We start from the raw sequence: 22638 nt of genomic DNA, 5'->3' as shown, positions 1-22638 counted from the left end.
ACGTGCGTGCTCAGCGCCGCCAAGGGAGACGGATGGATAGGCGTCGCGCTCGTGGCCGCCATGGCGGCGGGTCATCTGTGTCTGGACCGGCGACCGCTTCGCGAAGCGGGGTTTCTCGTCGTCGTCACAGTGCTGGGTTTCGGATGGGAGTCCTGTGTTTATCGCACCGGCTGGATCGCCTACCCGAACGGCGTGCTTGTCCCCGGATTCGCGCCGTATTGGATGGCCGGGCTATGGGCCCTCTTCGCGTTGCAGATCAATCCCGTCTTCGCGTCGCTGCGCCGTCGCCGGCTTCTGTGCGCCATGCTTGGCGCGGTGGGCGGTCCACTGTCGTTTCGCGCGGGCGCGGCTTTGGGGGCCGTGCAGTTCATCGACATCTGGCGAGCGCTCGCCCTGATTGGCGCGGGATGGGCGGTCATGCTGCCCGGACTGATCACGCTGGGGGAGGCGATCGGTTCGGGGCCGATCGCCTCCCGTAAGGCTACCGACGCCATGCAACATGACGATCGGTAGTCACCCGGCAGTCATACCCCTCAACGTTGCCCGGCCGGCACGCTGGCCGCGCCACTGACCTCATTGCTGCGCGCTTCCGGCGCCGGCACCAGCCCGACCGATGCGATCTCCTGGCGTCCCAGCGAGATGATCGCGGCGGCGAGCGCCAGTGCCACGGCGAAGATACCGAACGTGTAGCTCGGCGACGGGTTGAACGTTGCGACGATGCCAATGATCATCGGCCCCATGATGCCGCCCACGCGGTTCAGCCCCACGGCCACACCCATCCCCGTGCCACGCACTTCCGTGCGATAGCACATCACCTGATAGTTGTTGAGCACGGCCTGCGCACCGAAGATGAAGAAGCCCAGCGCCGCGACGAACGGCGGTGCCCACAGATTGCCCAGCGCAATGCCGACCGAGATCATCGAGATCGATGCCAACGTGTAGCCAATGATCATCGCCTTGATGCGGCTGCGCAGCTTGTCCGCCAGCCATCCCATGCCGATTCCGCCAAACACCGACGCCAGCATCACCAGCGTGCCGTAGGCGAACGCCGATGACACACCGCCGCCGCTCGCGACGACCAGCGTCGGCAGCCAGCCCGTCAGACCGTGGATGCAGAACAGGCTGAGGAAGCCGACAATCCAATGAACGATCGTGTTGCGGCGATACATCGGCGAGAGCAGTGCCGCGATCGAGCCAATCGTCTCGGGCTTGTGCATCGGCGCAAACGTCGCCGTGCGATACACCGCCTCACGCTCAGGACGCAGCTTGGCGAGCAGTACGCGCACTTCCGACTCCCGTCCGCGCAGCATCAGATATTGAATCGATTCAGGCAACCACAGTGTCGCGGCAATCACCACCAACAGCGATGCGGCACCGATGTAGTACAGCGACTCCCAACCGAAGTGCGCCGTCATCGAGAGCCCGGCGATGCCTGCGAAGATCCCGCCTGCGGAGAAGCCCAGTTGGAACACCCACGTCGCAAACGTGTTCGCGTTCTTCGCCGGCGCCCACTCGTTGATGCAGGTCAGCGCCAGTGGCGTCACCATGCCCAGCGCCGTGCCCATGATGAGGCGGAAGATCGCAAACCCCAGCGGCCCGTGCACGACGGTGGCGAGAAGACCGCTCGAGAGGGTCAGCATCCACAGTGCCAGCAGCATGACGCGACGGCGTCCGAACCGGTCCGACAGCAGGCCTTGCAGCACCGAGCCGATCGACAGGCCGATGATGCCGCTCGAGAGCATGAAGCCGATCATGCCGGGCGAAGGCTGCCAGGTCTTGCGCACCAGTGGGATGACGTAAGCGGCATTGAAAAGATCGTAGCCATCGAAGAACATGATGGCGGTGAGCAGCACGGCAAACTTGAAATGAAACCCGCCGAATTTCGCCTGCGCGATTTCTTCGCGCGCGGTAATGGTTGTCGTCACGATTGTCTCCAGACCGTGTCAGTCGCGGCCGCGCCGGTCTGGTGCCGGCGTGTTCCGCATATTTAATGGCGGCTTGCCACACCCGCGCAAGCGGGCGTGGCGCCGGCCGTCAACTCAACGCGCCGATCAGCGCGTCGAGTTGTGATGCAAGCGCACTCGCGTGTCCCGCCACACCCCAAACGTAGTGGTCCGGTCGCACGATTGCCGCGTGGCAATCGTGCTTCTCGAACCATCTCGCGAGGACACCTTCCTTCTCCTGCACTGCCACACTGCCGGCTGGCAACGATGCTGCCGAGCCAAGCACCACGACCCTTGCGCCGATATCGCGTGCCGCGGCGACCCAGCCGCTGTCCAGCAACGCAACATCGTCGACCACCACGCGCCAGCCGCCCCCGACCACGTCGTCGAGCAACGCGGAGGCGTTCGCGTCCGTCGCAACGAGCGGTTGCGGGAACAGCGTGCCGTTCACGGCGTTACCGTCAGCGGCAAGCAATCCGGACTGCAACGGCGGCACGATTTCCTGACGCGTAACGGTCTTCACCACACCGCCGCACTCGGCCAGCAGTCGTGCGTCGCGCGCGGCGGCCGCCGCTTCGTCACGCTCGCAGATCACGCGACCGATCTCCTTGATGCGGGTGGTCAGTGTCGTCACGTGCTGCTTGCGTTCGACCTGATACGTGTCGAGCAGCGCGTCCGACGCCGTGCCGCGAAGCACCCGTTCGAGCTTCCAGACCAGGTTGACGATGTCGCGCACGCCCTGACACATCCCCTGACCGATGAACGGCGGTTGCTGATGCGCGGCATCACCCGCGATGAACACGCGGCCACGGCGCCATTCGCTCGCCACCAGCGCGTGGAAGCGATAGCTCGCCGCGCGCCACAAGGTGCCGTCTTCCGGCGTGAGCCAGCGCGAGAGCAGTTGCCACACGCTTTCGTCTTCGCGCATTTGCGCGGGATCTTCCCCGGGCGAGAGCATGATTTCCCAGCGGCGATGCCGTCCGGGACCGACGATGTACGTGCACGGGCGCTTCGGCTCGCAATACTGGATCGCCACCTTCGGCAACTTGACCAGACCGCTGTCGTTGACCATCACGTCGACCACGACCCACGGTTCGTCGAACACGAGGTCTTCGAGCGCGATGCCCAGCGTGGTGCGCACGAAGCTCGACGCCCCGTCGGCGGCAATCAGATACTTGGCCGTGACGGTGCGCGTCTGGCCGGCGTCGTCGCGCAGGCGTGCGGTGACCGCCTCGCCCGTGTCTTCGAATCCGATCAGCTCGGTGCCCAGCGCGAGGCTCACGCAGTCGTAGCTCGCGGCCTGATCGCGCAGCGCTTGCTCGACCGGCGGCTGCGTGAAGGTCATCGTCGGCGTATAGCCCATCGGATAGGGCTTCTCGACGGTGGCGATGCGCTTGATCAACTGCCCTTGCGTGCCGTAGTACTCCGACGGCGGAAACACATCGACGAACGGGGCGATGCGCTCGGCTAGCCCGAGATCCTGGAAGATGCGCATGATCTCGTGATCGAGCGCGATCGCACGCGGCTTGTCGTAGACCTCGCGCGCCTTGTCGACGCACAGTGTGCGCACACCGAGCTTGCCGAGCAGGTTTGCGGCGACGGCCCCCGATGGGCCGAAGCCGGAGATGAGAACGTCGTAGGACTCGTTCATGACGCTCATTTCGCCTCGACTTCGTCCTGCACGAGGTTGGACAGCACGCCCACACGCTCGATGTCCACTTCCACGCGATCGCCGGCCTTCATCCACACGGGCGGCGTGCGGGCGAACCCGACACCGGCCGGCGTGCCCATGGCGATCACGTCGCCCGGTTCCAGCGTCATGCATTCAGACAGCAGTTCGATAGTTTCGGCCACGCCCCAGATCATGTCGGAGGTGTTGGTCTTCTGCATCACCTGGCCATTCAGGCGCAGTTCCATCTTCAGCTCGGTGGCGCCGGCCGGCAGGTCCTCCGGCGTGACGATCCACGGGCCGAACGCGCCGGTACCGTCGAAGTTCTTGCCGATGGTCCACTGCGACGTGCGCTTCTGAAAGTCGCGCACCGAGGCGTCGTTGAAGCAGGCGTAGCCGAAGACGTGCTCGAGCGCGTCGCTGCGCTTGATGTGTCGACCGCCTTTGCCGATCACCACCGCCAGCTCGGCTTCATAATCGAACTTCTCCGACACGTACGGACGAATCACGGGATCGTCGTGGGCGATCAGCGAGGTCGCGCCGCGGAAGAAGATCAGCGGGTACACCGGCTTCAGGTTGCCGCCTTCCTTGGCGTGATCATAGAAGTTGTGGCCGAGACAGACGATCTTGCCCGGACGCGGCAACGCCGGGGCGAGCTTGACATCCGACAGGCGCACGCGCTGACCGGCATGATTGGCTACCGCACGCTTGGCGGCGCCGAGCACATCGACATCCTGCTCCAGCGCGACGCGCAGATCGGACGGCACGCCGGGTTCGGCCGCTGCCAGGTCGATGACGTCATCGCCGTCGACCACCCCCAGGCGCGTGCCTGCTTCATGCTTGTATGTGACGAATTTCACCGAAAGACTCCGTGGACTTGATTGAAGATTGACGCGACGGCTTCAGCCGTGGCGAAAGCGAATGGTTTTCTGGGCTTCCTTGAGGCGCGGCGACGGCGATTTTCCGACACCCCACTGATCGATGCGTCCGGGCGGCCACTTCCAGTCATCCGGCCCGCCGGTGCGGTAGGTGTCGTCGACCTGTTGCACTTCGGCCGTGTATTCGATGACGAAGTCGAACGGCCCGAGGAAATACGCAAACACGTTGTTGCCCGGACCGTGACGGCCGACGCCCCACTCGATCGGATAACCGGCATCGTTCATGCGGCCGCCACCGCGCATCACCGAATCGAGGTCCGGCATCACGAAGGCGATGTGGTTCAGGCTGGTCTCGGTGGCATCGGCCAGCGCGATGCTGTGGTGATCAGTGCCACACCGCAAAAAGGCCATGATGCGGGTGCGATCCGAAAGCTTGAAACCCAGCGCGTCTTCGAAGAAGGTCTGCGCGGCGGCCACGTTCTCGCTGTTCATCACGACGTGCGTGATCTTGATCGGCGCGTCGGCGCGCTCTGCCGTGTCGGTCCAGCGCATGTCGCCAAAAATGAAGCGCAGCACGCGGCCTTGCGGGTCCTGTACGACCAACTGTGTGCCGCCACCGGGTTCGGTCACCGGTGCCGGGCCGTCGATCACCGTGCCGCCGTTCGCCGGAATCGTCTCGGCCAGCATCGACAGCGCGTCGAGCGAAGGCACGTTGAAATCGACGCTGCGCACGTCGGCGCGGTCGCTGCGATGCAGCGCGAGAATGTGATGCGCCGCGCCCGTACCGCGCAGATAGACCGCGTCATCGGTGCGCGCCACGACGCTCAGATGCCAGGTCTCGGTATAGAAGGTTTCCGCGAGCGCGAGATCCGGCACGCCGATGGCAATGCCGCGCAGTGCGCTGACGAGGGACGACGTCATGAGTGACTCCTTGCAGACATGCCGAGAAAGCGTTCGGCATTGAGATGAATCAGGGATTCGCGCAGCGTCGCATCGGCGAACGCGCGCTCGATGCTGGCGACCGGCGTGGTCTCTCGAAACGCGAACGGATAGTCGGTGCCGAGCATCAGTTGTGTGTGGCCGAAGGTCCTGACCAGGTGCGCGAGTGTGTCGTCGTCGAACACCAGGGCGTCGTAGTACAGGCGTCGCGCTTGGGCGCTCGGTGATTCGAGTAGCGTGTCGTCGAGCGGCTTGAACACCTTGTGCGCGCGTTCGAGTCGGGGCAACAGCGACGCAAGCGTGCCGCCGCCGTGACTGAACGCGATGCGCAGCGTCGGGCGACGCACGATCAGATTTGTCGTGAGTACCGACGCGGCGGCCAAGCCAACGTCGGTGGGGTAGCCGAGGGCTTGCAACAGAGGCTTCGGCCCGACCAGTCGCGCCTCGCCGGCCGGGCGCAGTGCATGCACGAAGATCGCCGCGCCGAGCGCTTCGGCCGCTTCGAAAAAGGGATCGAAGCATGCTGCGCCGATCGGCACACCGTTGATATTGCTGCCGAGTTCCACGCCCGCGAAGGCGCCCGAGGCCATCATTCGGGTCAGTTCGGCAATGGCGAAATCCATGTCCTGCAACGGCACCGCCCCGAGACCGACGAAGCGCGTCGGCGCGTGCGCGACCATCTTGGCGATCTCGTCGTTGACGTAGCGATTCAGATGCGCGGCCTCCTGCGCCGGCAGCCAGTAGCCGAGCAACTCTGGCATGGGCGAGAGCGCTTGCACGCCGACCCGCTGCTCGGTCATGTCGTCGAGCCGCTTGCCGGCATCCCAGCAGCGGTCCGAGACCGTGCGATAGAGACCGCCGTCGATCATCACGTGCCGATGGCACTCGTGCGCCGGCGCCATCGACGGCCAGCCGGCCGGCGTGACGCCCAGCGACTTCGGAAACTCGGCGGGAATCACATGGCAGTGCACGTCGATACCGGGCAGCGCAGCACAGCCGCAACCGTGGCCGTGTACGACAGGCTCACTCATGACGCAGCCCCGCGGCCATCACGCCGGCGATGCAGATCGCTTCGTCCTCGTCGCCTGTGCCGCCCGATGCACCCACGGCGCCGATGACGCGGCCGTCGGCATCGCGAATCGGAACGGCGCCGGTCTGGGGAATGAACTTGCCGCCGTGCGTAACCGCGAGTGCATTGAAGAAGGCGGGATTGTCCTTGGCACGGGCGAGCAGCGCGCGGCTGCTGGCGCCCATGCTCACACAGGCCCACGCCTTGCCGGTTGCGATGTCCACTCGCGACATCGACGCGCCGTCTTCGCGCTGCACGGCCTTGATGTGGCCAGCATCGTCGAGCACGACGACCGCCATCGCCTTGTACTGATGTTGGTGACTCGCAGCGAGTGCCGCCGCGATGATTCCGTTGGCCTGCGCCAACGTCAGGGGGGATGCCATACGACTGATCTCCGAACGCGTCCAGGCGTTGCGATCTCGATCAAGCGATCGCACCGGACCTTTGTTGCGAGCAATTATATATACAAAAACACTGATTTGTTATTTTCATACACAAATAATCGTAAACACCTAGGTTTCCGACGTTGGCATTGGGCTGACCCGTTTCAGATATACTTGCACGTAACTTCCCGCTCCCATCTGATCGAGGTAACGTTTTGTCCCGTATATCCGCGCTGTCCTCTGCCAGCCAGACCGCTAGCCAGGCCGGGTCGAACGTCACGCTGGCGACCAATCTGTACGACCGGATGCGGGCCGATCTTCTGGCCGGCAAGCTCGAGCCGGGTCGCAAATTGCAGATCGAATTCCTCTGCGATCAATACCAGGCGGGCCAGACGCCGGTGCGCGAAGCGCTCAACCGGTTGACCTCCGATGGCCTGGTGGAGCGGCGGGATCAGCGGGGATTTGCCGTCACCGGCATCAGCGCCGCCGACCTTCGCGAGATCACCAGGACGCGCGTCTGGCTCGAAGAAGTCGCCCTGCGCGAGGCGTTTGCGGCCGACCAGCCGGAGTGGGAAGAGGCGCTGGTGCTGGCTTACCACCGCCTCTCCAAGGTGCCGCGCTCGCTCAGCGAAACTCAATACCTCGAAAATCCCGAGTGGGAGCGGCTGCATCGGGCGTTCCATCGCACACTCATCAGCGGCTGCCAGTCACGCTGGCTGCTCAACTTCTGCGAGCAACTCTCGGATCAGTTGTACCGCTATCGCCAGTTGTCGGTGAAGCGTATCTACCCGAACCGCCACGAGCGCGAAGAGCACAAAGCGATGCTCGACGCCGTCATCGAGCGCGATGCGCCGCGTGCGATCCAACTCATGCGCAAGCACTACGAAACCACGGCCGACATCATCCTCGCCGACGCCAATCTCTTCCCGGTGGAATAAGCCGTCTCGTTCGGCCGGCCCGATCGCTTGGGCTGGCAACGCTGCCCCCTCCCTTCCCTCGCCTTCACGTTCCGCTGCGCTGGTGCCTGCCGCGCCTGCGCAGGCGTGGGGGTATTGCGCTGCGTCTCCCTCTCATCTCGGCCTGTCGTCGTGCTACGTGTTGCAGACACACATCACGAAGTCTCCCGGTTTACCCGAGTTTCGACATTAAAATTTGATTTGCTTAAAAATATATACAAAAATTGCCATCAGCCATTTTTGTGCAAATGAATGGTCTATGACGACAGAGGAATGGAGACATGGCAATGATTCGACGTTTTGGCGCCGCTGCGGCGCTTTCGCTGAGCGCGAGCGTGGGCGCGCATGCGCAATCCGTGACGCTGTACGGCATCATCGACACGGGCGTGCAATATGCGCACACAGGCGGCACCAGCGTGTCGCGGGTGGAATCGAGTTCGGTGGCGCCGTCGCGATGGGGGATGATTGGCACCGAAGACCTGGGGGGCGGCCTGGCTGCGGTGTTCAAGCTTGAAGACGGATTCAACGTGAACAACGGCACGATTGCCGGCAATGGTGCGCTGTTCAATCGCGAGGCGTGGGTCGGATTGCGCAGTAATCAGTGGGGGCAGGTGCAGGTCGGCAACAACTACACGCCGCTGTTCACGACCTATGTGACGTATTCGCAGGGCGACCTCAACACACTCGGCTGGGGCAATGCGACGAACAACTTCGTCTTCGTGCCGGTGGCCCGCACCGCCAATTCGATTCGCTACGTGTCACCGGCCTTCGCGGGCCTGACCGTACGCGCGTTGTATGCGCGCGGCGCCAATGGCGCGACGGGACAGCCGCGTACGCTGGGCGATACGGCGTCGGTGGGATTCAACTTCAAGGCGGGGCAATTCTCGGCCGATGCGGATTACCTGCAGCAGCGCTTCAGCACGACGTCGGCTGTCACCACGGCGTCGCCGACGGGTACCGGACGCTACTACCTGTTTGGCGCGTCGTACGACTTCGGCTTCGTCAAGCCGGCGTTCCTGTATCAGATCCACCGCAACACCGATAGCGTAACGACGGCGAGCAACGCGACCTACGCGAACCCGGACAACGACTTCTATGAAGTCAATGCGCTGGTGCCGAACCTGGCGAGAGGCACGCTGTTGCTGAGCTTCGGTCAATACCGCCTGCGCGGCAATTCGTCGGGCAATGCGCTGTCGTATGGCGTGCGCTACGACTACTTCCTCTCGAAGCGCACCGGGTTGTACGCGGGGGCCAGCTACGTAAAGAACAACGCCAACGCGGCCTTCACGATCAGCAATGCGGGCGGCGCCGGCATTCCCGTGACCGCCGGCAACAATATCGTGAGCTTCATCGCCGGTATCGTGCATCGCTTCTGATGCCCGCAACGACGTGACACGGGATCTGACGCGGTATCCGAAGAGGCTCGGTACCGCGTCAGGTTCGCTTGAGACGTCACGCGACATGTGTCAACGGCGCCGCCGCAATCAGTGGAATTGCGCCAACGCCGCCAGACCGACGATGACCGTGACAGCGCCCCCGATGCGCGTGGCGATTTGCGCGAACGGCATCAGCGACATCCGGTCGGCTGCGGTCAGGATCGCGACGTCGCCCGTGCCGCCCAGGCCGCTGTGCGTCGCGTTCACGATGGCCGCTTCGATCGGGTACATACCGACCAGGCGGCCGACAAAGAAGCCGGTCACGGTCAGCGTCAACACTGTCGCGACGGCCGTCACGATATTGATCCAGTGGAAGGCGCCGACGATCTCGCCCCACGGCGTCATCGCCACGCTGATCGCGAACATCAGCGGATAGGTCACCGCCGTCGAGAAGAAACGGTACATGAACCTCGCGCCACCGTTGACCTGCGGCGAGACAATCTGAAACAACTGCGCGGCGATCACCAGCACCAACATGATCACGGGTGCGGGCCAGCCGAACAGCTTATTTGTCAGCACACCGACCAGATACAGCGCAATCGCGGTGCCGCCGGCAGCCGCCACCGAACTGACGTCGACGTCAGGCTTGGTCGACGCCCGCAACGGCGGTTGCGCTTCACCGACGAGATCCTCATTACCCACCGTCAGCCGGCCGTTACCGGTCCAGGCCGGCCTGCGGCTGCCTAGATAGCTCAGGAACCCCGCCGAGCAGATCGCGACAATATTGCCGAGCATCACGGCCGAGAGCAATTGCGCGAAGATCGGCCCTTGCTCGACGCCGAGAATCTGCGCATACCCGGCCGACAACGGCAGCGCGCCTTCGCCGACGCCGCCTGCCATGATTGGCATCACGATGAAGAATAGCGCCTGACGCGCCGGCAAGCCCAACGCCGTGCCGACCGCAACGCCCACCACGCCGGCGGCGATCGAGCCGATGGCCACCGGGATGAAGATGCGTACGAAGCCCTTGATAAGCGCCTGACGATCCATCGACAGCACGCTGCCGACGATGATCGCCGCGATGAAGAGATACAGGAAGTTCGATTGCTTGGTGAACAGCTTGACGGCCGACGTTACCGGTGTTGGCATCCACCCGTAGAACACCAGCATCGACGGCACGAAGGCCGCGAAGATCGAGGTGCCGCCGATATGCTTGGCGAACGGAATCCGCTTGGCCAGTTCAGCGCACGTATAACCGCCGACGGCGACCAACGCGATGCCCGTGGGCAGATCGGCCGCCAGCTTTCCGGCGTGCGCCATCGCCGCGAGTACCGCGACCAGCACGATATAGACCGGCAACGGCAGCGCGCCGATGGACGTGTCGAAGACGGCCCACCAGCGCTGCTTGAGCGATTTGGGCTGTGCTGCACTCGCCTGGCCTTGACCCGCTGCGGTGGTTTCCATGGGGGAGTCTCCGTTCATATTGTTATGTGGTTTACACCAGGAACAGCATGGCGGCGCCGTAAATCACGAGGCCGACGAGGAAGGTCACGACCGTAAATCCGAGCACGCGTTGCACGCCGATGCCGGCCATCGCCACGACGGGGGCGGCCCAGAACGGTTGCATCATGTTGGAGACCTGCTCGCCCATCGCGACCGCCATGGTCGTGGCCGGCACCGAGGCATGCAGCGCCACGGCGGCCGGCACCACGAACGGGCCTTGCACGGCCCAGTGACCACCCCCGCTCGGGATGAAGAACGTCACGATCAACGAGCAGATGTAGCTCCAGAACGGCAGCGTGTGCGCGTTCGAGATCGCGATGAAGAAATGCGAGATCACATCCGGCAGGCCGGTCGCGTCCATCATGCCCATGATGCCGCCGTACAGCGGATACTGCAGCATCATCGAGCCGGTCTGCTTGGCGGCGTTCTTGACCGCGTCGGCGTAGGCCAGCGGGTAGCCGTGCAGCACGATGCCGGCGATGAACATCACGAAGATCACCGCATTGACGCCCGAGAACGCCACGTGTTCATAGCGCGTGTAGACGAGCAGCGCCACGCCGAGCACGCCGATGAAGGCGCTGCCGATCCACGAGTGTTCGAGCCACTTTGCGAAGCTCAACGGGCCTTGCGGCTTCTGGCGCACGGGCGGGTCCGGATGCAGCGTCGTGTCGAGCACGACCGCGTTCTCGTCGCTGGGTTTGAGCCAGGCGAGCACGAACGGCATCACGATCATCATCGCAACGGTCGGCACAAGGTTGAAGCGGGTAAAGACGGTGTCGCCGAACGGCAGCACCGTGCCGGTGACCTTCTGCACCACGTTCATGGCACTGCCGGCGGTCGATTGCGCGAGGGCAATCGAGCTGGAAATGCCGCTGGCCCACACCACCCAACCGGAGAAGCCGGCGGCGACGATCCACGCGAAGTCGACCTTCATGCGCTTGGCGACTTCGCGGGCGAGCAGCGCGCTCACGACCAGTCCCAGGCCCCAGTTGAAGAACGATGCGATCGCCACCAGCAGGAACGTCAGTGCAGCGGCCTGCACGGGCGTGCGCGCGATCGAGATCAGTCCCTTGAACACGCGCTGCACGGGCGGCGCGTGTGCGAACGCATGACCGGTCACCAGCACCAGTGTGATCTGGAAAGCGAACGTCAGAATGCCGAAGAAGCCCTTGTACCAGCCGGTGACGAGACGGTCCACACTCGCGTGCGGGCCGAAGATCAGCGCGAGCGCGCCGACCACGGCCGTAATCAGGATGGCCAGGACAAACGGATCGGGAATGATCCGTTCAAACAGCTGGATGGTTGCCTCGGTGAAACCGACTTTCTTCGCCGGTGCGTGGGTGACGCTCGTTTTCATCTTTGTCTCCGTTTGCGCGAATGGTGTCGCGCGGGCTGGGCATGCTCGTCATCGCTGCATGTCTTGTTCTGTTGTTGCTGGGTTCTGGGAACGGCTTCTGCCGTTAGCGGGTGAAGCCGTAAAGCTGCGCCGGGTTGTCGACGAGGATGCGCTTGCGTGCCGCTTCGTCGGGCACCCATTCGGTCAGCAGTCGTAGCAGGTCGACATCGTCGGGCGTGTGCGTTTCAGTGACGTGCGGCCAATCGCCCCCCCACACGACGCGGTCGGGCAACGTCCTGGCCCAGTGGCGTGCGACCGGGGCGACATCGGCATAACGCGCATCGAGGCCGTCGCGTGAATCGAGATACGGGCCCGAGAGCTTGACCCAGACGCGCCCCGTGGCGGCAGCCAGTTGCTCGACCACCTCGCGCGCGGGATGCGCCAAACCGGCCGGCTGCGGCAGGCGCGCCATATGGTCGAACACCATCGGGCACGGCAGACGGCCGAGCATTGCGCGGTGTTCGACGATCTGGTCGGCCGTCCAGTGCAGTTGCACGTGCCAGCCGTAGGCGTGAATGCGTTGCGCGAGGGGCTCGACCATCTCGAAGCCGACGACGGCGTTGGCCGGCGTGTAGAGCGTGAAACGGATGCCACGGATGCCACCGTCGTGAAGCCGGCGGAGTTCGGCGTCGGAAATGTCGGGACGGATCACACCGACGCCGCGCGTGCGCTCGCGGCCGAGCTGCGCGATGGCGTCGAGCGTCACCGCGTTGTCGACGCCATGCGGGCGGGGCGTGACGACGACGGTGCGCGTGGTGCCGAGCTGTGCCTGCACGGCCGCGTAACGTTCGATATCGACGTGCGTGAAGATGTGCATGTGCGCGTCGCACGCATTGGCCGGCGTCGCCGCAGCATCGCTGCCGCGTTCGCGTTGCGGTGAAGCGTCGGTGAGTGCCATCGTCGTGTCTCCGTCTGGCGATTGTGCTTTTTTCGTACCTGGCCGCGCAGTGTCGTCCCGCCGCGTGCTCAGAGCAGCGCGTGGGTACTGCGCAGCGCCGCGATTTCCTCCGCGCTCCAGCCTTCGCCGAGCAGCACTTCGTCCGAATGCTGGCCGAAGGCGGGCGCGGCCATCGGTACCGGGCCCGGCGTATCGCCGAAGCGGATCGGTTGCTTGAAGCCGCGATATTGCCCGACGTTCGGATTCTCGAACGTGGCGATCATGTCTTCGGCGAGCACTTGCGGGTTGTCGAACATGTCTTCGACGTTGCGCGCGGCGGCGCACGGCACTTCCTCGCCGAACAGCGCTTCCCATTCGAGTGCCGAGTGCTGCGCAAGCGCGCCGCGCAGTCGTTGCACGATCTCGTCGCGGTGCTCGGCACGTTTGCGCACGGTGTCGTAGCGCTCGTCGGCGGCCAGCTCGGGCAGGCCGATCTTCTCGCACAGCGCGCGCCAGAAATGCGGCGTGTTGGCGGAAATGTAGAGATAGCCATCGCGCGTCGGGTGGATGCCCGTAATGCCGCCGGAGCGCATGTCGCGGCCGATCTCGCGCGGCTCGCCGTCCGCCCATATTAAGCGAGCCGATTGCATGGTCAGCGCGCTGCGCAACAACGATACGCCGACGTATTGCCCTTGGCCGCTGCGCTCGCGAGCGAATAACGCCGACGACACGCCATTGGCGACCAACGACGCGGCAAAGTAATCGACTACGGACCCGTACAGAATCTCGGGCGGGCCGCCGGCCTTGCCCTGCATCGCGCACATGCCCGACATGGTTTGCAGAACCTGGTCGTAGCCTGCCTTGTCCTTGTCCGGGCCAGTCTCGCCGTAACCGGTGACGTTGCAGTAGATCAGGCGGGGATTGATGTCGCGCAGTTGGTCGTAGGCGATGCCAAGGCGCGCGGGCACGCTCGGCCGGAAGTTGTGCACCAGCACGTCGGCACGCTCGACCAGACGCTTGAGCACGGCCAGCGCCGCCGGTTGCTTGAGATCGAGCGCGATGCCGCGCTTGCCGCGATTCACGCCAAGGAACGCACGGCTTTCGGCTTCGAGCGTCGACGGGTACTTGCGCAGATTGTCGCCGGTGGGCGGTTCGATCTTGATGACCTCGGCCCCCTGATCGGCAAGCAGCGCGCAGCCGTACGGACCGGCGATATACGCGCTCAGATCGAGCACGCGGATGCCCGACAGCGGGCCGGCCGGGTTGGCGGTGGAATCGTTCATCGTGCAGGTCTCACAAAATTCGGTCGAGCGGCGAGGTGCCCGGTTGGTGCGCGGTCAGTGGCGGAAGCTCAGACCGGCGCGTCGAGCGCACTCAACTGGTCGGCGCTCAGCAGCGCCATGCGGCGAGCGTCGTCGACAACGGCTTGCGCCCGCGCGGCGAACGGCGGATCGATCATCTTGCCGTCGACCACGTATGCACCGACGCCGTCGCGATTGGCCACGCGCGTGGCGATCACGACGCGCACGGCGTGGGCGATGTCGTCGTCCGACGGGCGGAACACGTCGTTGCAGATCGCGATCTGGCTCGGATGGATGCAGGTCTTGCCAAGGAAGCCCATCGCGCGGGCCAGCTCAGCCTCGGCACGAAAGCCCACTTCATCCTTGATATTCCCAAAGGCCGAGTCGTAGGCGTAGACGCCAGCGACACCGGCGGCCATCCGAACAGCGTACATCGCCTGCTCGATGGCGCGCGGCTCACGACGGGCGATGCCCAGCGGCTCGAACAGGTCGCCAAGGCCGAGTTGCAAGCCGGCGACGCGTGGATGCGCGCACGCCAGTTCAGCAGCGTTGAGCACGGCGGCCGGCGATTCGATATTGAGCAGCAGGCGGATCGGCGTGGTCACGCCGTTCTCACGCTCGGCGGCTTCCAGCGCGGCGACGGCGGCGAGCACGTCGGCCTTCGTTTCTGGTTTGGGCAGGTTGATCAGGTCAAGGCCAGGCTGGGCCACGGCGCGAACGTCATGCGCGAAGTGCGGCGTGTCGAGCGCGTTGACGCGCACGATCAGCACCTTGCCGCATTGCAGGGTCGCCTCGTCGCGCAGCAGCGCGCGCAGCGCGTCGCGTGCGTCGCCCTTGCGCTCGGGCGCCACGGCATCTTCCAGATCGAACGAGAGGGCATCGGCCTGACCGGCCAACGCCTTGGCAAAAAGCGCCGGGCGGGATGCCGGAACGAACAACTTGCTGCGCACGATGTCTCCTGATTTTTCGTTTTGATAAAACGCTTGATCTGGAGTCTAGTCGCCCGACTTTTTTAGATAAACTATTCATATCTATCTTCAAACAGTAGAAATTCTTTCGATATGGATATCGAGTTCTTCAAGACGCTGCTGCATGTCGTCGATGGCGGGTCGATGGCGGAGGCGGCGCGGCGGGTGGGCGTGACGCCGGCGGCGGTGGCGCAGCAAATGCAGGCCATCGAGCGCGAATTGGGCACGGCGGTGTTTACGCGGGCCGGGCGCACGGTCATTCCTACCGAGGCCGGCCATCGGGTGATCGAGCGGGCGCGCAATCTGGTACGCGATTACGGCGAACTGAAGGATTTCGCGTTGCAGGGCGAGCCTGTCGGCGAGTTGCGTATCGGCACGATCACGACGGCCTTACTGACCGTCATGCCGGACGTGCTCGCGCACTTCTCGAAACGCTTTCCCCAGGCCAAGCTGCTGATCCGAGGCGGCCAGACGCCGGAACTGTTCGAAACGCTCAAGGCCGGGGATATCGATGTGGCCGTCTGTCTGCTGCCCCCGTTCGATCTGCCCAAGACCTTCGAGTGGCGGCTATTGCGCGAGGAGCCGATTGTGGTGCTCGCGCCGAGAGCGCTGGCAGGGCGCGATCCCGACGACCTGCTGCGCACCGAGCCATTCATTCGCTACGACCGCACGTTAGGTGGCGGACGGAATGCCGAGGAATATTTGCGCTCGCGACGGATCGTGCCGCGCGAGCTTTTCGAGCTCAATTCGATCCTGACGATCGCGATGATGGTCGACCGGGGGTTGGGGGTGGCACTGGTGCCGGACATCGAATCGCCGCTGCTGGCATCGCTCGACATCGTCAAGCTGACGCCCCCCGGCCCTGTCGCGCCGCGCCGTTTCGGCCTGCTGTGGCGTCGCGCGTCACCGAAATCGCGCTTGATTCAGGGTTTGCTCGAGACAGCGCAGATGACGATGCGCAGCTTGCGCGGGGCGGGGGGTGCCGACGTGTAAATTGCGCTCGCACCGGCCGATGACGCTGCGGCGCGTAGGGCATGGATCTAGTACGGCAAGCCCTCATCAATGGGCAGCGAAGGATCCCTGGACCATTCATTCCACGAGCCGAGGTAAAGGCGCACGTCCCTGATGCCGGCCTCCTCCAGTGCTACAAATGTGTTGGAGGCGCGCGCCCCTTTGAAGCAAAACACAACAACAGGCGTATCGCGACGAATTCCCACGGTCGCACACTCGGCGAGAATTTCGGCGGGCGATTTGAACATCTGCCCAGCGGGGGTCGGTTTCATCATTCGATACCACTCTAGCCACACCGAGCCGGGAATGCGGCCCTTTCGGGGGCAAAAGTCCTTGCCATAAGGTGACGAGCTTTCGGCAATCCATTCATCGACGTCGCGCACATCGAGCTTCACGATACGCGGGTCTGCAACGGCGTCCTTCATCCCCGCCAGGTCGACGAGGATGCTGCTTCCGCCCGTATCTGGGGGAAACGCGACGGGAGTCGGCGAAGGAGCTTCCGTTGTGCTTGGCAGCCCGGCGGCACGCCATGCACTGTAGCCGCCGTGAAGTACCTTGATTTTGTCGCGGGGATAGCCAAGATAGCGAAGCAGTACATAGCCACGACAGGATTGGCCAAATCCAGTCGTCATCGACTGTTCGTAGATGACAGCCGTCTCCTTCCCAGACAATCCAGCCTTCGCGAATGCCTCGGTGAATGTTTCGCGCAAGACGGCAAGACCTTCTGGCGTTGAGGTAGCCAGATAGGTAAATATCTCATGGATATTCACCGCGCCTGGCAGATGCGCTTCGGCAAAACTTGCCGCGTCTCGTGTGTCGATGAGCACTACCGGCCCCGACTGAATCAACTGTGTCAATTCATCGGGTGAAACAAGAACTCTCTCGTGCATGGCAATCCCCCATCCAGCTTGACCTGACGGTGGCCCGAAAAGAGGACCACATCCCGATGCAGTGCATCGTGGCAAGCTCGGCGCCCACTTGTCGAAATAAATCTAGACGACGACGGACGAACCACTTTGATGCTTATCAAAGGAAAACGCGAGAGGGAATCCCAAACGGGGCGGTCGTACCACCCGCCCCGGCGCCGAAGATGAAAACCGCGCCTGTGGCACGTGCTTTGGCTATCCGATTTAGCCGATTCCGCAGAGTCATGACTGCAGCGCGAAAGTGCGCAACACACAAAAACAAATGGCCCGCACCAAGGGAGGTTGCGGGCCAGCGACTTACACTTTCCAGACTTGCTCAAGTGCGGGTTTTAAAAGGGTTCTGGGAACTTTTAAATGTAATTAGCTCTTGAAGTGCTTCTCCCGTAAGGCTTTCATCGCCAAGTTGCAATGGAAAATGTATCTAGTTTCAGGCGAGCAGCAGGTTTTTAGTAACGTTTTGGTCAGCCCGGCGTAGCCGGGCTCTCGCTTTTGGTTCTCCGCTTTTCGGTCAGGCAATATCTCTCAACCGCTTTTCAGGGGGGGCGGGGGGGAGCGCGGCGCGAGTTATCCACAGCTCCTTATGCGCGGCAACGCTCGTCAGAACCTACGCTCGAAACCCATGCATGGTCATAGGCTCAAAGGGCTTCCAAGGTTCCCAGTGAGCTGTCTACGAGCCAATGAGCGTGACGCAAGCTTTCACCGGGTCAGTCCGGCAATGTACTCGCAGGCAATCGATGCATTGTTGGCAGCTGCACCCATTACCGAGATAATCGACGGGTTCAATTTCCGCCGTGGGCACCATGCCTCTATCCTCCACGCAAATCGGCGCCATTGGCGAGAACCTGCTGGTCAATGCCATCATGAAGGGGAGCAACGGTCGGCTTGCACCGTTTCAGCCTCTGGCCGATGACGACGGCATTGATTGCTTGTTCTGGGACAAGGCGACCGGCCAATCAGTCGCCATCCAGCTGAAGTGTAGGACCGTCACCCTGTACAAGCCCGGTACCAAAGAGCGAGGAAATCAAGCCCACTTTGAAGTCCGGAAGACGACGTTCAACGAGACGCGTCGTGCGTATCTGGTCGCGGGGCTCTGCAACGAAGAGTTGACAGGGTTTGTCGTGACTTGGCTCGTTCCGATGTCGATTTTGCCGGAACTCGCTCGCAATAGTGCAACCAAGTGGGTCATCCGGCCCAACAAGTCGGAAAGCAGCGCGGACCGCTTCGCGCCCTACCGGTGTAATTCAGTCGACGAACTGGTCCAGCGCATCATCGCCATCTGCGAGCCAAATGAAATTGCAGCCGCGCTATAGTTTCCATCAGTCGATTGCTCCTCCGCATACTTGTCCTCTCCCCGAAATCACTGGACGTTCTCGTCAGCAGCATAGACGAGTCGAACTGCCTCGCCATGTCTCACCTGAACTCGCCTCGAAAGTTTGAGGTGTAGGTCCACAAGCGCATTGTTGTCACTACGCGGACTGCATGTCGTCTCAACATACGTGTCGTCGGCAAATTTCTGAAAATCGACTCTGTGGAAAGCCTCTCGCGCCAAAAGTATCGATGCTCCCGGAGGTAGCATGGCGCCATAGACCTCGACTTCGTTGAAGTTACAGACGTACGCGTGGCCCTTGCCGTTTGCATGCCAGACGCGGAGGTCACCAGGCTTCTGGTATCCCAATCCGAAATCGGCGTGCTGCCATTGCCAAACCCACTCAGGTTTGGTGGGGTTCTCGAGAAGAAGGATAGGATGCAAGCCGCACGCTATCAACCGTTCGACTTCTGACCGCAGCACCGACCAGTAGGAATCAGCGTCGTGCACTACGTGGACCCGCATGTTGCAATCGCGCAAACTGTCTGACAGCACAAGGGCCCCTACACGGCTTCGCATCGTGTCGTCCCAAAAGTCTGCTTCGTTAATCGCCCGTTGGTCCATTTCGATGCGCGTCAGTTCCCCCTTTCTGACTTGGAGCATATTGAGCGTGAGGTCCTGCAATGCTTCGACGGTGTAGCCAATGGTCGCAAAAAGCGGCAGGGGGAAGGCCCCCGAAATTGCGCTGAACGCGGTGCGGGACGCGAATCTCGAAATCTCAGCCAACCTTTGCGGGTCTACCGGTTCGTTTTGAAGTACCTCTGCCCTCATCGATTCCATCGTCTCCTGCAGCGCTTCAAGACTAGTCTTGAGGTTTGCAGTTGCGACGGCCGGGTCGTATGCTTTTCCAGTTCGCTTCAGTAACGATGCTATTACGGGCGCCGGCAGTTGGGCTGGCTCGTTCAGCCTATCGAGCCATGCCTTCAGGCGATTACGAAGGATGCCGACGCTCGCGTACTGCTTAACCATCCACAGATCCAATTGACGGCGCAATGACGCACTCGCTGCCCACTTTGCCGCAGAAAGCACCGCCATCAAAATCAGTTGTTGTTCCTGCAACGACTCGATGTCGTCTACACCGACCGAGGAGTAGACGCGCGAACTCACCATGCCCGGCTGCTGCATGTCCTTGATTCTCTCTACGAACAAGCTGAGACGGCCAACGTACCCGCCCCGGTATCGACCGCCCGAGGCAAACTGCCGAACCTTTGCAGTTAAGTAGTTGACCGCGTCCATATCGCGCAACGACTCGGACGCCGTTCCCCCGCGACGCCACTGCTTTCCCGTTAGCATTCCGACGGCAATCTCTAAGGCCAAGGAACCGTCAAGACTGCTGCTATTTTGTTGACACGCGAAAGCCAGCAGCAGCTCGATGCTCACAAGTCGAATGTCTGCCCAAAAATTAAGCAGAGAAGCGAGCAGGACCCCACGCTGCAGGTCAGCACGACTTTCTCCGATGAGCTGACCATTCTGCTCGGCGAGTCCAAGTGAGGTTTCGAGGTGGTGCCAGTCGTCCTTCAGGTCGTCTACGGTAACGAACGCTGTCTTGTCATGGAGAGAAATCGCCTGATGCTCGTAAAGTAGATTTCCCCACCACTTGCTCAGTGCGTCCGCGAGCCATTCAGCGGCGATTTTGTCGCCACGCGCTACAGCAGCAATCAGCATCTTCGCTGTACCCTGAACATGAGCTGCTTGCACGCGTGCTATTGAGGCCGCCGCTCGCCATTCGAAGGCATCGGAAGTTTCTGGAATTTCGGCAATATACGTTCTTGCATTCTCCCAACCACCGATAAATGTCGCCACTACGTCTTCGTAGAGGCGAAACAATGGCGGGGTAAGAGTTGCACTTTGGTGAGGGCCGTGCTCCCGCACACCTTGCTCCTCGATGCGTCGCCCCCACCAGTTGCCGAGCTGGTACATCAATAGCATCGGTAGGTCGAGAATGCCTTCCCGGATTTCGACTGGCGAGTCTCGCAGTTCCTTGCCACCAAGGTGCTGAGCGAGATGGCAAAGACGACGAATCGGGTTGCTGTCGATTGTCATCGACTCGATTGCTGCCAGGAAAATCGAGCGATACGCATCGTTCCAAGCCACGTGCATCGGGCTTTCAAAGAACACCTCGAAGTCCGGCATCAGCGCCCAGCTCCCGACTGAACCGTCCTCTGTCATTACCAAGGATGCGCTTAGCAGAAGCTCGTGTAGCCCGACCAGAGCGTTATAAGCGCGCTCGAAGTCCTTGGCATCGGATTTCCCTGCGGCCGTGCGTGCGTCCAATTCGAACTCGTCAATGACTGACTTGACCCTGACTTGATATCTCTCTCGTTTTACCCCGGCAAAAACAAACGTACGGCGCAACAACCAACGTTGCAGCGGAGAGAGGCCGGGCCCTGCTTCAATCAGAGCTAGAGGCACGGACTCGTGGTACACAGTTCCCGGTGTGATGGGCACTGACAAAAGTGGCCACTCAGTTCGACGATGCCGACGTGCGTTCGCAGGACGCGACAATCCGGAAGCCGAATGCGCCCATGTTGCAAGAACCAACACAAGCGGCCAAAGTCGGACATTGACAAGCCTCGACGGCGTATTAAATTTCAATGTCCCCTGTGACTCCCCCCGACCGAACCCGTATCGTGTCAGGAGCACCTTCGGTCCGTCCGAATTCTCATCACCCAAGTAGTCCGGCACGGGAATCCACCCTTTGGAGTGCGACTGCGCGAAGACCTGAAACAAATAAAGTCTATTAATGTCGCGAGGCAGGGCAACGCTTGCCACATACCTTCTAACAATGTCGAGCTGTACATCTGGCCTCAGAAACTCCACCGTCCTGTATAAGAAGTGCGCGGTGAGGACGGCGTTTATCACAAACCATACCGAGTCCAGCGCTCCCCACTGAAGCAGTACGGACGCTCCGAAGTAGGGCATTGCGACGTATTGAACACCCATGGCAACGACCAAAATGAGCGACGAAAGCCCCGCGGCAAGCGCACCAGAGCTCAGCATGTAGAGATGCATAACGCTATCTGCAGCGGGTCTGCGTTGCAGAAACACCGCCACGAACGCTATGACAATTGGGTACGCGAGCGCAGCAATGGTGGCTTGTACCGACCATAGGGTCGAGAAATAGCTCAATTGCTCCGAGTAGCCCCATTTTTCCCAGCCGGCAGGAAGCCAATAAGTCGGCAGCACATGGGTCACTAACAAAGCCAGAGAAAACACGGCAGGAAACGATAGGCAGAGCCACACTGGGTGCTCGCCAGCGTGCATCAATAGTCGAGCCCACGGTGACAATGCAACATCTCTCTGATGCTGATTGAACGATTTCCAATCCGCAATATCCCGACGGACGACATGTCGAATGGACCACGGCACACTTCTGAGATTGCGGAAAATTGAAAGGAACAAAGAAGCGACGTCGATTACTCGACGACGCGACTCAGCCAGTCTCGTCTTAACACCCATTCGGACAGCACGCATTGCTGCGGTTGCTCTCGTGAATGTTTCACTCATCCCCGCTCCTTCTATTTCGACGACTCGCGCTTGCCCTTCTTCGATGACGTTACTGCCGCCTCACCGAACTGCCTCAGTGGTCGAAGCGGTCGGTCATCGAAGACTTTGCGGTGGAGTAACTTCGGTCGCGAGAGAAATCATCAAAGCTATACCCAACGGACAGGTTTCCCGCAGGAAGAACATCGCGATGCACTCCGGCCGACCAAACCTTTGCACGCACTGCACATATAGATAGGCTTGCCATCAAATGTCTTGTGTTCGGTTGGCGTCGGCCGGGACACATCGAGCGATGCGACTTGCTTCGCCATGTTCTCAGGGGCGCGGTGATTACAGGTTTTCGCTGACGCCGACCAGCAATTTGTTTTACATACAAGTTTTCCGCAAAGTGAACAGCGGTGCCGAGGCGAGTGGGGAGTGCAGCCGCATCTCTCACAACGCTCTTTCATCGGTTGCTCCGTCTGATTTGTTGTGACTATTGCTGGCCGTGCTGGCTCAGAATAGGAACTTCAGCGGAGACTTCGCCGCTTTCCGTGCTACGTTATCTCAGACATCAACAGGTCGGATTCTGGC

At 62.0% G+C, this 22638-nt stretch carries 18 protein-coding genes; 5 read left to right on the top strand and 13 right to left on the bottom strand.

Translation table 11 applies throughout. From position 1 onward, the window contains the following. Positions 1-6: 6 nt before the first annotated feature. Positions 7-513 (top strand): DUF2878 domain-containing protein, encoded by a 507-nt coding sequence (locus OYT13_RS02850; RefSeq protein WP_232424541.1) that lies wholly within the window; start codon positions 7-9, stop codon positions 511-513. A 20-nt stretch (positions 514-533) separates the two neighbouring features. Here the strand turns inward: OYT13_RS02850 and OYT13_RS02845 are convergent, their stop codons facing one another. From OYT13_RS02845 to OYT13_RS02820, 6 genes are all read right to left on the bottom strand, one after another. After that, positions 534-1925, bottom strand: a complete 1392-nt coding sequence (locus OYT13_RS02845; protein WP_261939276.1) for an MFS transporter — start codon at positions 1923-1925, stop codon at positions 534-536. A 109-nt stretch (positions 1926-2034) separates the two neighbouring features. Continuing rightward, on the bottom strand, positions 2035-3603 hold the full coding sequence (locus tag OYT13_RS02840) for a bifunctional 3-(3-hydroxy-phenyl)propionate/3-hydroxycinnamic acid hydroxylase (protein ID WP_268567216.1): 1569 nt from the start codon (positions 3601-3603) through the stop codon (positions 2035-2037). After that, entirely contained in the window at positions 3600-4472 is an 873-nt protein-coding gene (locus OYT13_RS02835; RefSeq protein ID WP_017232604.1) for a fumarylacetoacetate hydrolase family protein, read from the bottom strand. Before OYT13_RS02835 ends, OYT13_RS02840 begins: the two co-directional genes overlap by 4 nt. 42 nt (positions 4473-4514) lie before the next feature. Beyond that, a complete protein-coding gene (locus tag OYT13_RS02830) occupies positions 4515-5411 on the bottom strand; it encodes a VOC family protein (RefSeq protein ID WP_268567215.1) in 897 nt (298 codons plus the stop codon). After that, positions 5408-6460 (bottom strand): amidohydrolase family protein, encoded by a 1053-nt coding sequence (locus OYT13_RS02825; protein ID WP_268567214.1) that lies wholly within the window; start codon positions 6458-6460, stop codon positions 5408-5410. Before OYT13_RS02825 ends, OYT13_RS02830 begins: the two co-directional genes overlap by 4 nt. Continuing rightward, positions 6453-6881 (bottom strand): GlcG/HbpS family heme-binding protein, encoded by a 429-nt coding sequence (locus OYT13_RS02820; protein ID WP_261939278.1) that lies wholly within the window; start codon positions 6879-6881, stop codon positions 6453-6455. The genes OYT13_RS02825 and OYT13_RS02820 overlap by 8 nt, the downstream gene beginning before the upstream one ends. A 215-nt stretch (positions 6882-7096) precedes the next feature. Here OYT13_RS02820 and OYT13_RS02815 point away from each other — a divergent pair, with 215 nt between their 5' ends. Together OYT13_RS02815 and OYT13_RS02810 are read left to right on the top strand one after the other, a co-directional pair. Continuing rightward, a complete protein-coding gene (locus OYT13_RS02815; RefSeq protein ID WP_039829971.1) occupies positions 7097-7819 on the top strand; it encodes a GntR family transcriptional regulator in 723 nt (240 codons plus the stop codon). Between the two features lie 305 nt (positions 7820-8124). Then, the gene (locus tag OYT13_RS02810; protein WP_261939801.1) at positions 8125-9213 is read left to right on the top strand and encodes a porin; all 1089 of its coding nucleotides are present in this window, start codon (positions 8125-8127) and stop codon (positions 9211-9213) included. Positions 9214-9321: 108 nt separating this feature from the next. Here the strand turns inward: OYT13_RS02810 and OYT13_RS02805 are convergent, their stop codons facing one another. The 5 genes from OYT13_RS02805 to OYT13_RS02785 form a co-directional block, all read right to left on the bottom strand. After that, positions 9322-10677, bottom strand: a complete 1356-nt coding sequence (locus OYT13_RS02805; RefSeq protein ID WP_017232610.1) for a 2-hydroxycarboxylate transporter family protein — start codon at positions 10675-10677, stop codon at positions 9322-9324. A 31-nt stretch (positions 10678-10708) separates the two neighbouring features. After that, positions 10709-12073: a short-chain fatty acid transporter gene (locus OYT13_RS02800; protein WP_150562300.1), complete on the bottom strand. Its 1365-nt coding sequence runs from the start codon at positions 12071-12073 to the stop codon at positions 10709-10711. 103 nt (positions 12074-12176) lie between these two features. Continuing rightward, the gene (locus OYT13_RS02795; protein WP_017232612.1) at positions 12177-13010 is read right to left on the bottom strand and encodes an amidohydrolase family protein; all 834 of its coding nucleotides are present in this window, start codon (positions 13008-13010) and stop codon (positions 12177-12179) included. Positions 13011-13078: 68 nt separating this feature from the next. Beyond that, positions 13079-14272, bottom strand: a complete 1194-nt coding sequence (locus tag OYT13_RS02790; RefSeq protein WP_268567213.1) for a CaiB/BaiF CoA transferase family protein — start codon at positions 14270-14272, stop codon at positions 13079-13081. Positions 14273-14340: 68 nt separating this feature from the next. Further along, entirely contained in the window at positions 14341-15240 is a 900-nt protein-coding gene (locus OYT13_RS02785; RefSeq protein ID WP_268567212.1) for an HpcH/HpaI aldolase/citrate lyase family protein, read from the bottom strand. A 111-nt stretch (positions 15241-15351) separates the two neighbouring features. Here OYT13_RS02785 and OYT13_RS02780 point away from each other — a divergent pair, with 111 nt between their 5' ends. After that, positions 15352-16251: a LysR substrate-binding domain-containing protein gene (locus tag OYT13_RS02780; protein WP_017232615.1), complete on the top strand. Its 900-nt coding sequence runs from the start codon at positions 15352-15354 to the stop codon at positions 16249-16251. Between the two features lie 47 nt (positions 16252-16298). Here the strand turns inward: OYT13_RS02780 and OYT13_RS02775 are convergent, their stop codons facing one another. Then, complete coding sequence (locus OYT13_RS02775; protein WP_026131711.1) at positions 16299-17159, bottom strand: sulfurtransferase; 861 nt, start codon at positions 17157-17159, stop codon at positions 16299-16301. A gap of 836 nt (positions 17160-17995) precedes the next feature. Here OYT13_RS02775 and OYT13_RS02770 point away from each other — a divergent pair. After that, complete coding sequence (locus tag OYT13_RS02770) at positions 17996-18505, top strand: hypothetical protein (protein WP_268567211.1); 510 nt, start codon at positions 17996-17998, stop codon at positions 18503-18505. Positions 18506-18552: 47 nt separating this feature from the next. Here the strand turns inward: OYT13_RS02770 and OYT13_RS02765 are convergent, their stop codons facing one another. After that, the gene (locus OYT13_RS02765; RefSeq protein WP_268567210.1) at positions 18553-22068 is read right to left on the bottom strand and encodes a hypothetical protein; all 3516 of its coding nucleotides are present in this window, start codon (positions 22066-22068) and stop codon (positions 18553-18555) included. Between the last annotated feature and the right edge of the window lie 570 nt (positions 22069-22638).

The sequence above is a fragment of the Pandoraea sp. XJJ-1 genome (assembly GCF_026802345.1).
Taxonomy (GTDB): Bacteria; Pseudomonadota; Gammaproteobacteria; order Burkholderiales; family Burkholderiaceae; genus Pandoraea; species Pandoraea cepalis.
This window is presented reverse-complemented; position numbering and strand designations above follow the sequence as displayed.

Excerpts from the sequence above, each read along its gene's own strand:
- OYT13_RS02800 (WP_150562300.1), bottom strand. The coding sequence starts at position 12,073 with ATGAAAACGAGCGTCACCCACGCACCGGCGAAGAAAGTCGGTTTCACC.
- OYT13_RS02830 (WP_268567215.1), bottom strand. The coding sequence starts at position 5,411 with ATGACGTCGTCCCTCGTCAGCGCACTGCGCGGCATTGCCATCGGCGTG.
- OYT13_RS02805 (WP_017232610.1), bottom strand. The coding sequence starts at position 10,677 with ATGGAAACCACCGCAGCGGGTCAAGGCCAGGCGAGTGCAGCACAGCCC.
- OYT13_RS02775 (WP_026131711.1), bottom strand. The coding sequence starts at position 17,159 with ATGCACGAGAGAGTTCTTGTTTCACCCGATGAATTGACACAGTTGATT.
- OYT13_RS02790 (WP_268567213.1), bottom strand. The coding sequence starts at position 14,272 with ATGAACGATTCCACCGCCAACCCGGCCGGCCCGCTGTCGGGCATCCGC.
- OYT13_RS02810 (WP_261939801.1), top strand. The coding sequence starts at position 8,125 with ATGATTCGACGTTTTGGCGCCGCTGCGGCGCTTTCGCTGAGCGCGAGC.
- OYT13_RS02795 (WP_017232612.1), bottom strand. The coding sequence starts at position 13,010 with ATGGCACTCACCGACGCTTCACCGCAACGCGAACGCGGCAGCGATGCT.
- OYT13_RS02770 (WP_268567211.1), top strand. The coding sequence starts at position 17,996 with ATGCCTCTATCCTCCACGCAAATCGGCGCCATTGGCGAGAACCTGCTG.
- OYT13_RS02820 (WP_261939278.1), bottom strand. The coding sequence starts at position 6,881 with ATGGCATCCCCCCTGACGTTGGCGCAGGCCAACGGAATCATCGCGGCG.
- OYT13_RS02765 (WP_268567210.1), bottom strand. The coding sequence starts at position 22,068 with ATGAGTGAAACATTCACGAGAGCAACCGCAGCAATGCGTGCTGTCCGA.
- OYT13_RS02840 (WP_268567216.1), bottom strand. The coding sequence starts at position 3,603 with ATGAGCGTCATGAACGAGTCCTACGACGTTCTCATCTCCGGCTTCGGC.
- OYT13_RS02825 (WP_268567214.1), bottom strand. The coding sequence starts at position 6,460 with ATGAGTGAGCCTGTCGTACACGGCCACGGTTGCGGCTGTGCTGCGCTG.
- OYT13_RS02780 (WP_017232615.1), top strand. The coding sequence starts at position 15,352 with ATGGATATCGAGTTCTTCAAGACGCTGCTGCATGTCGTCGATGGCGGG.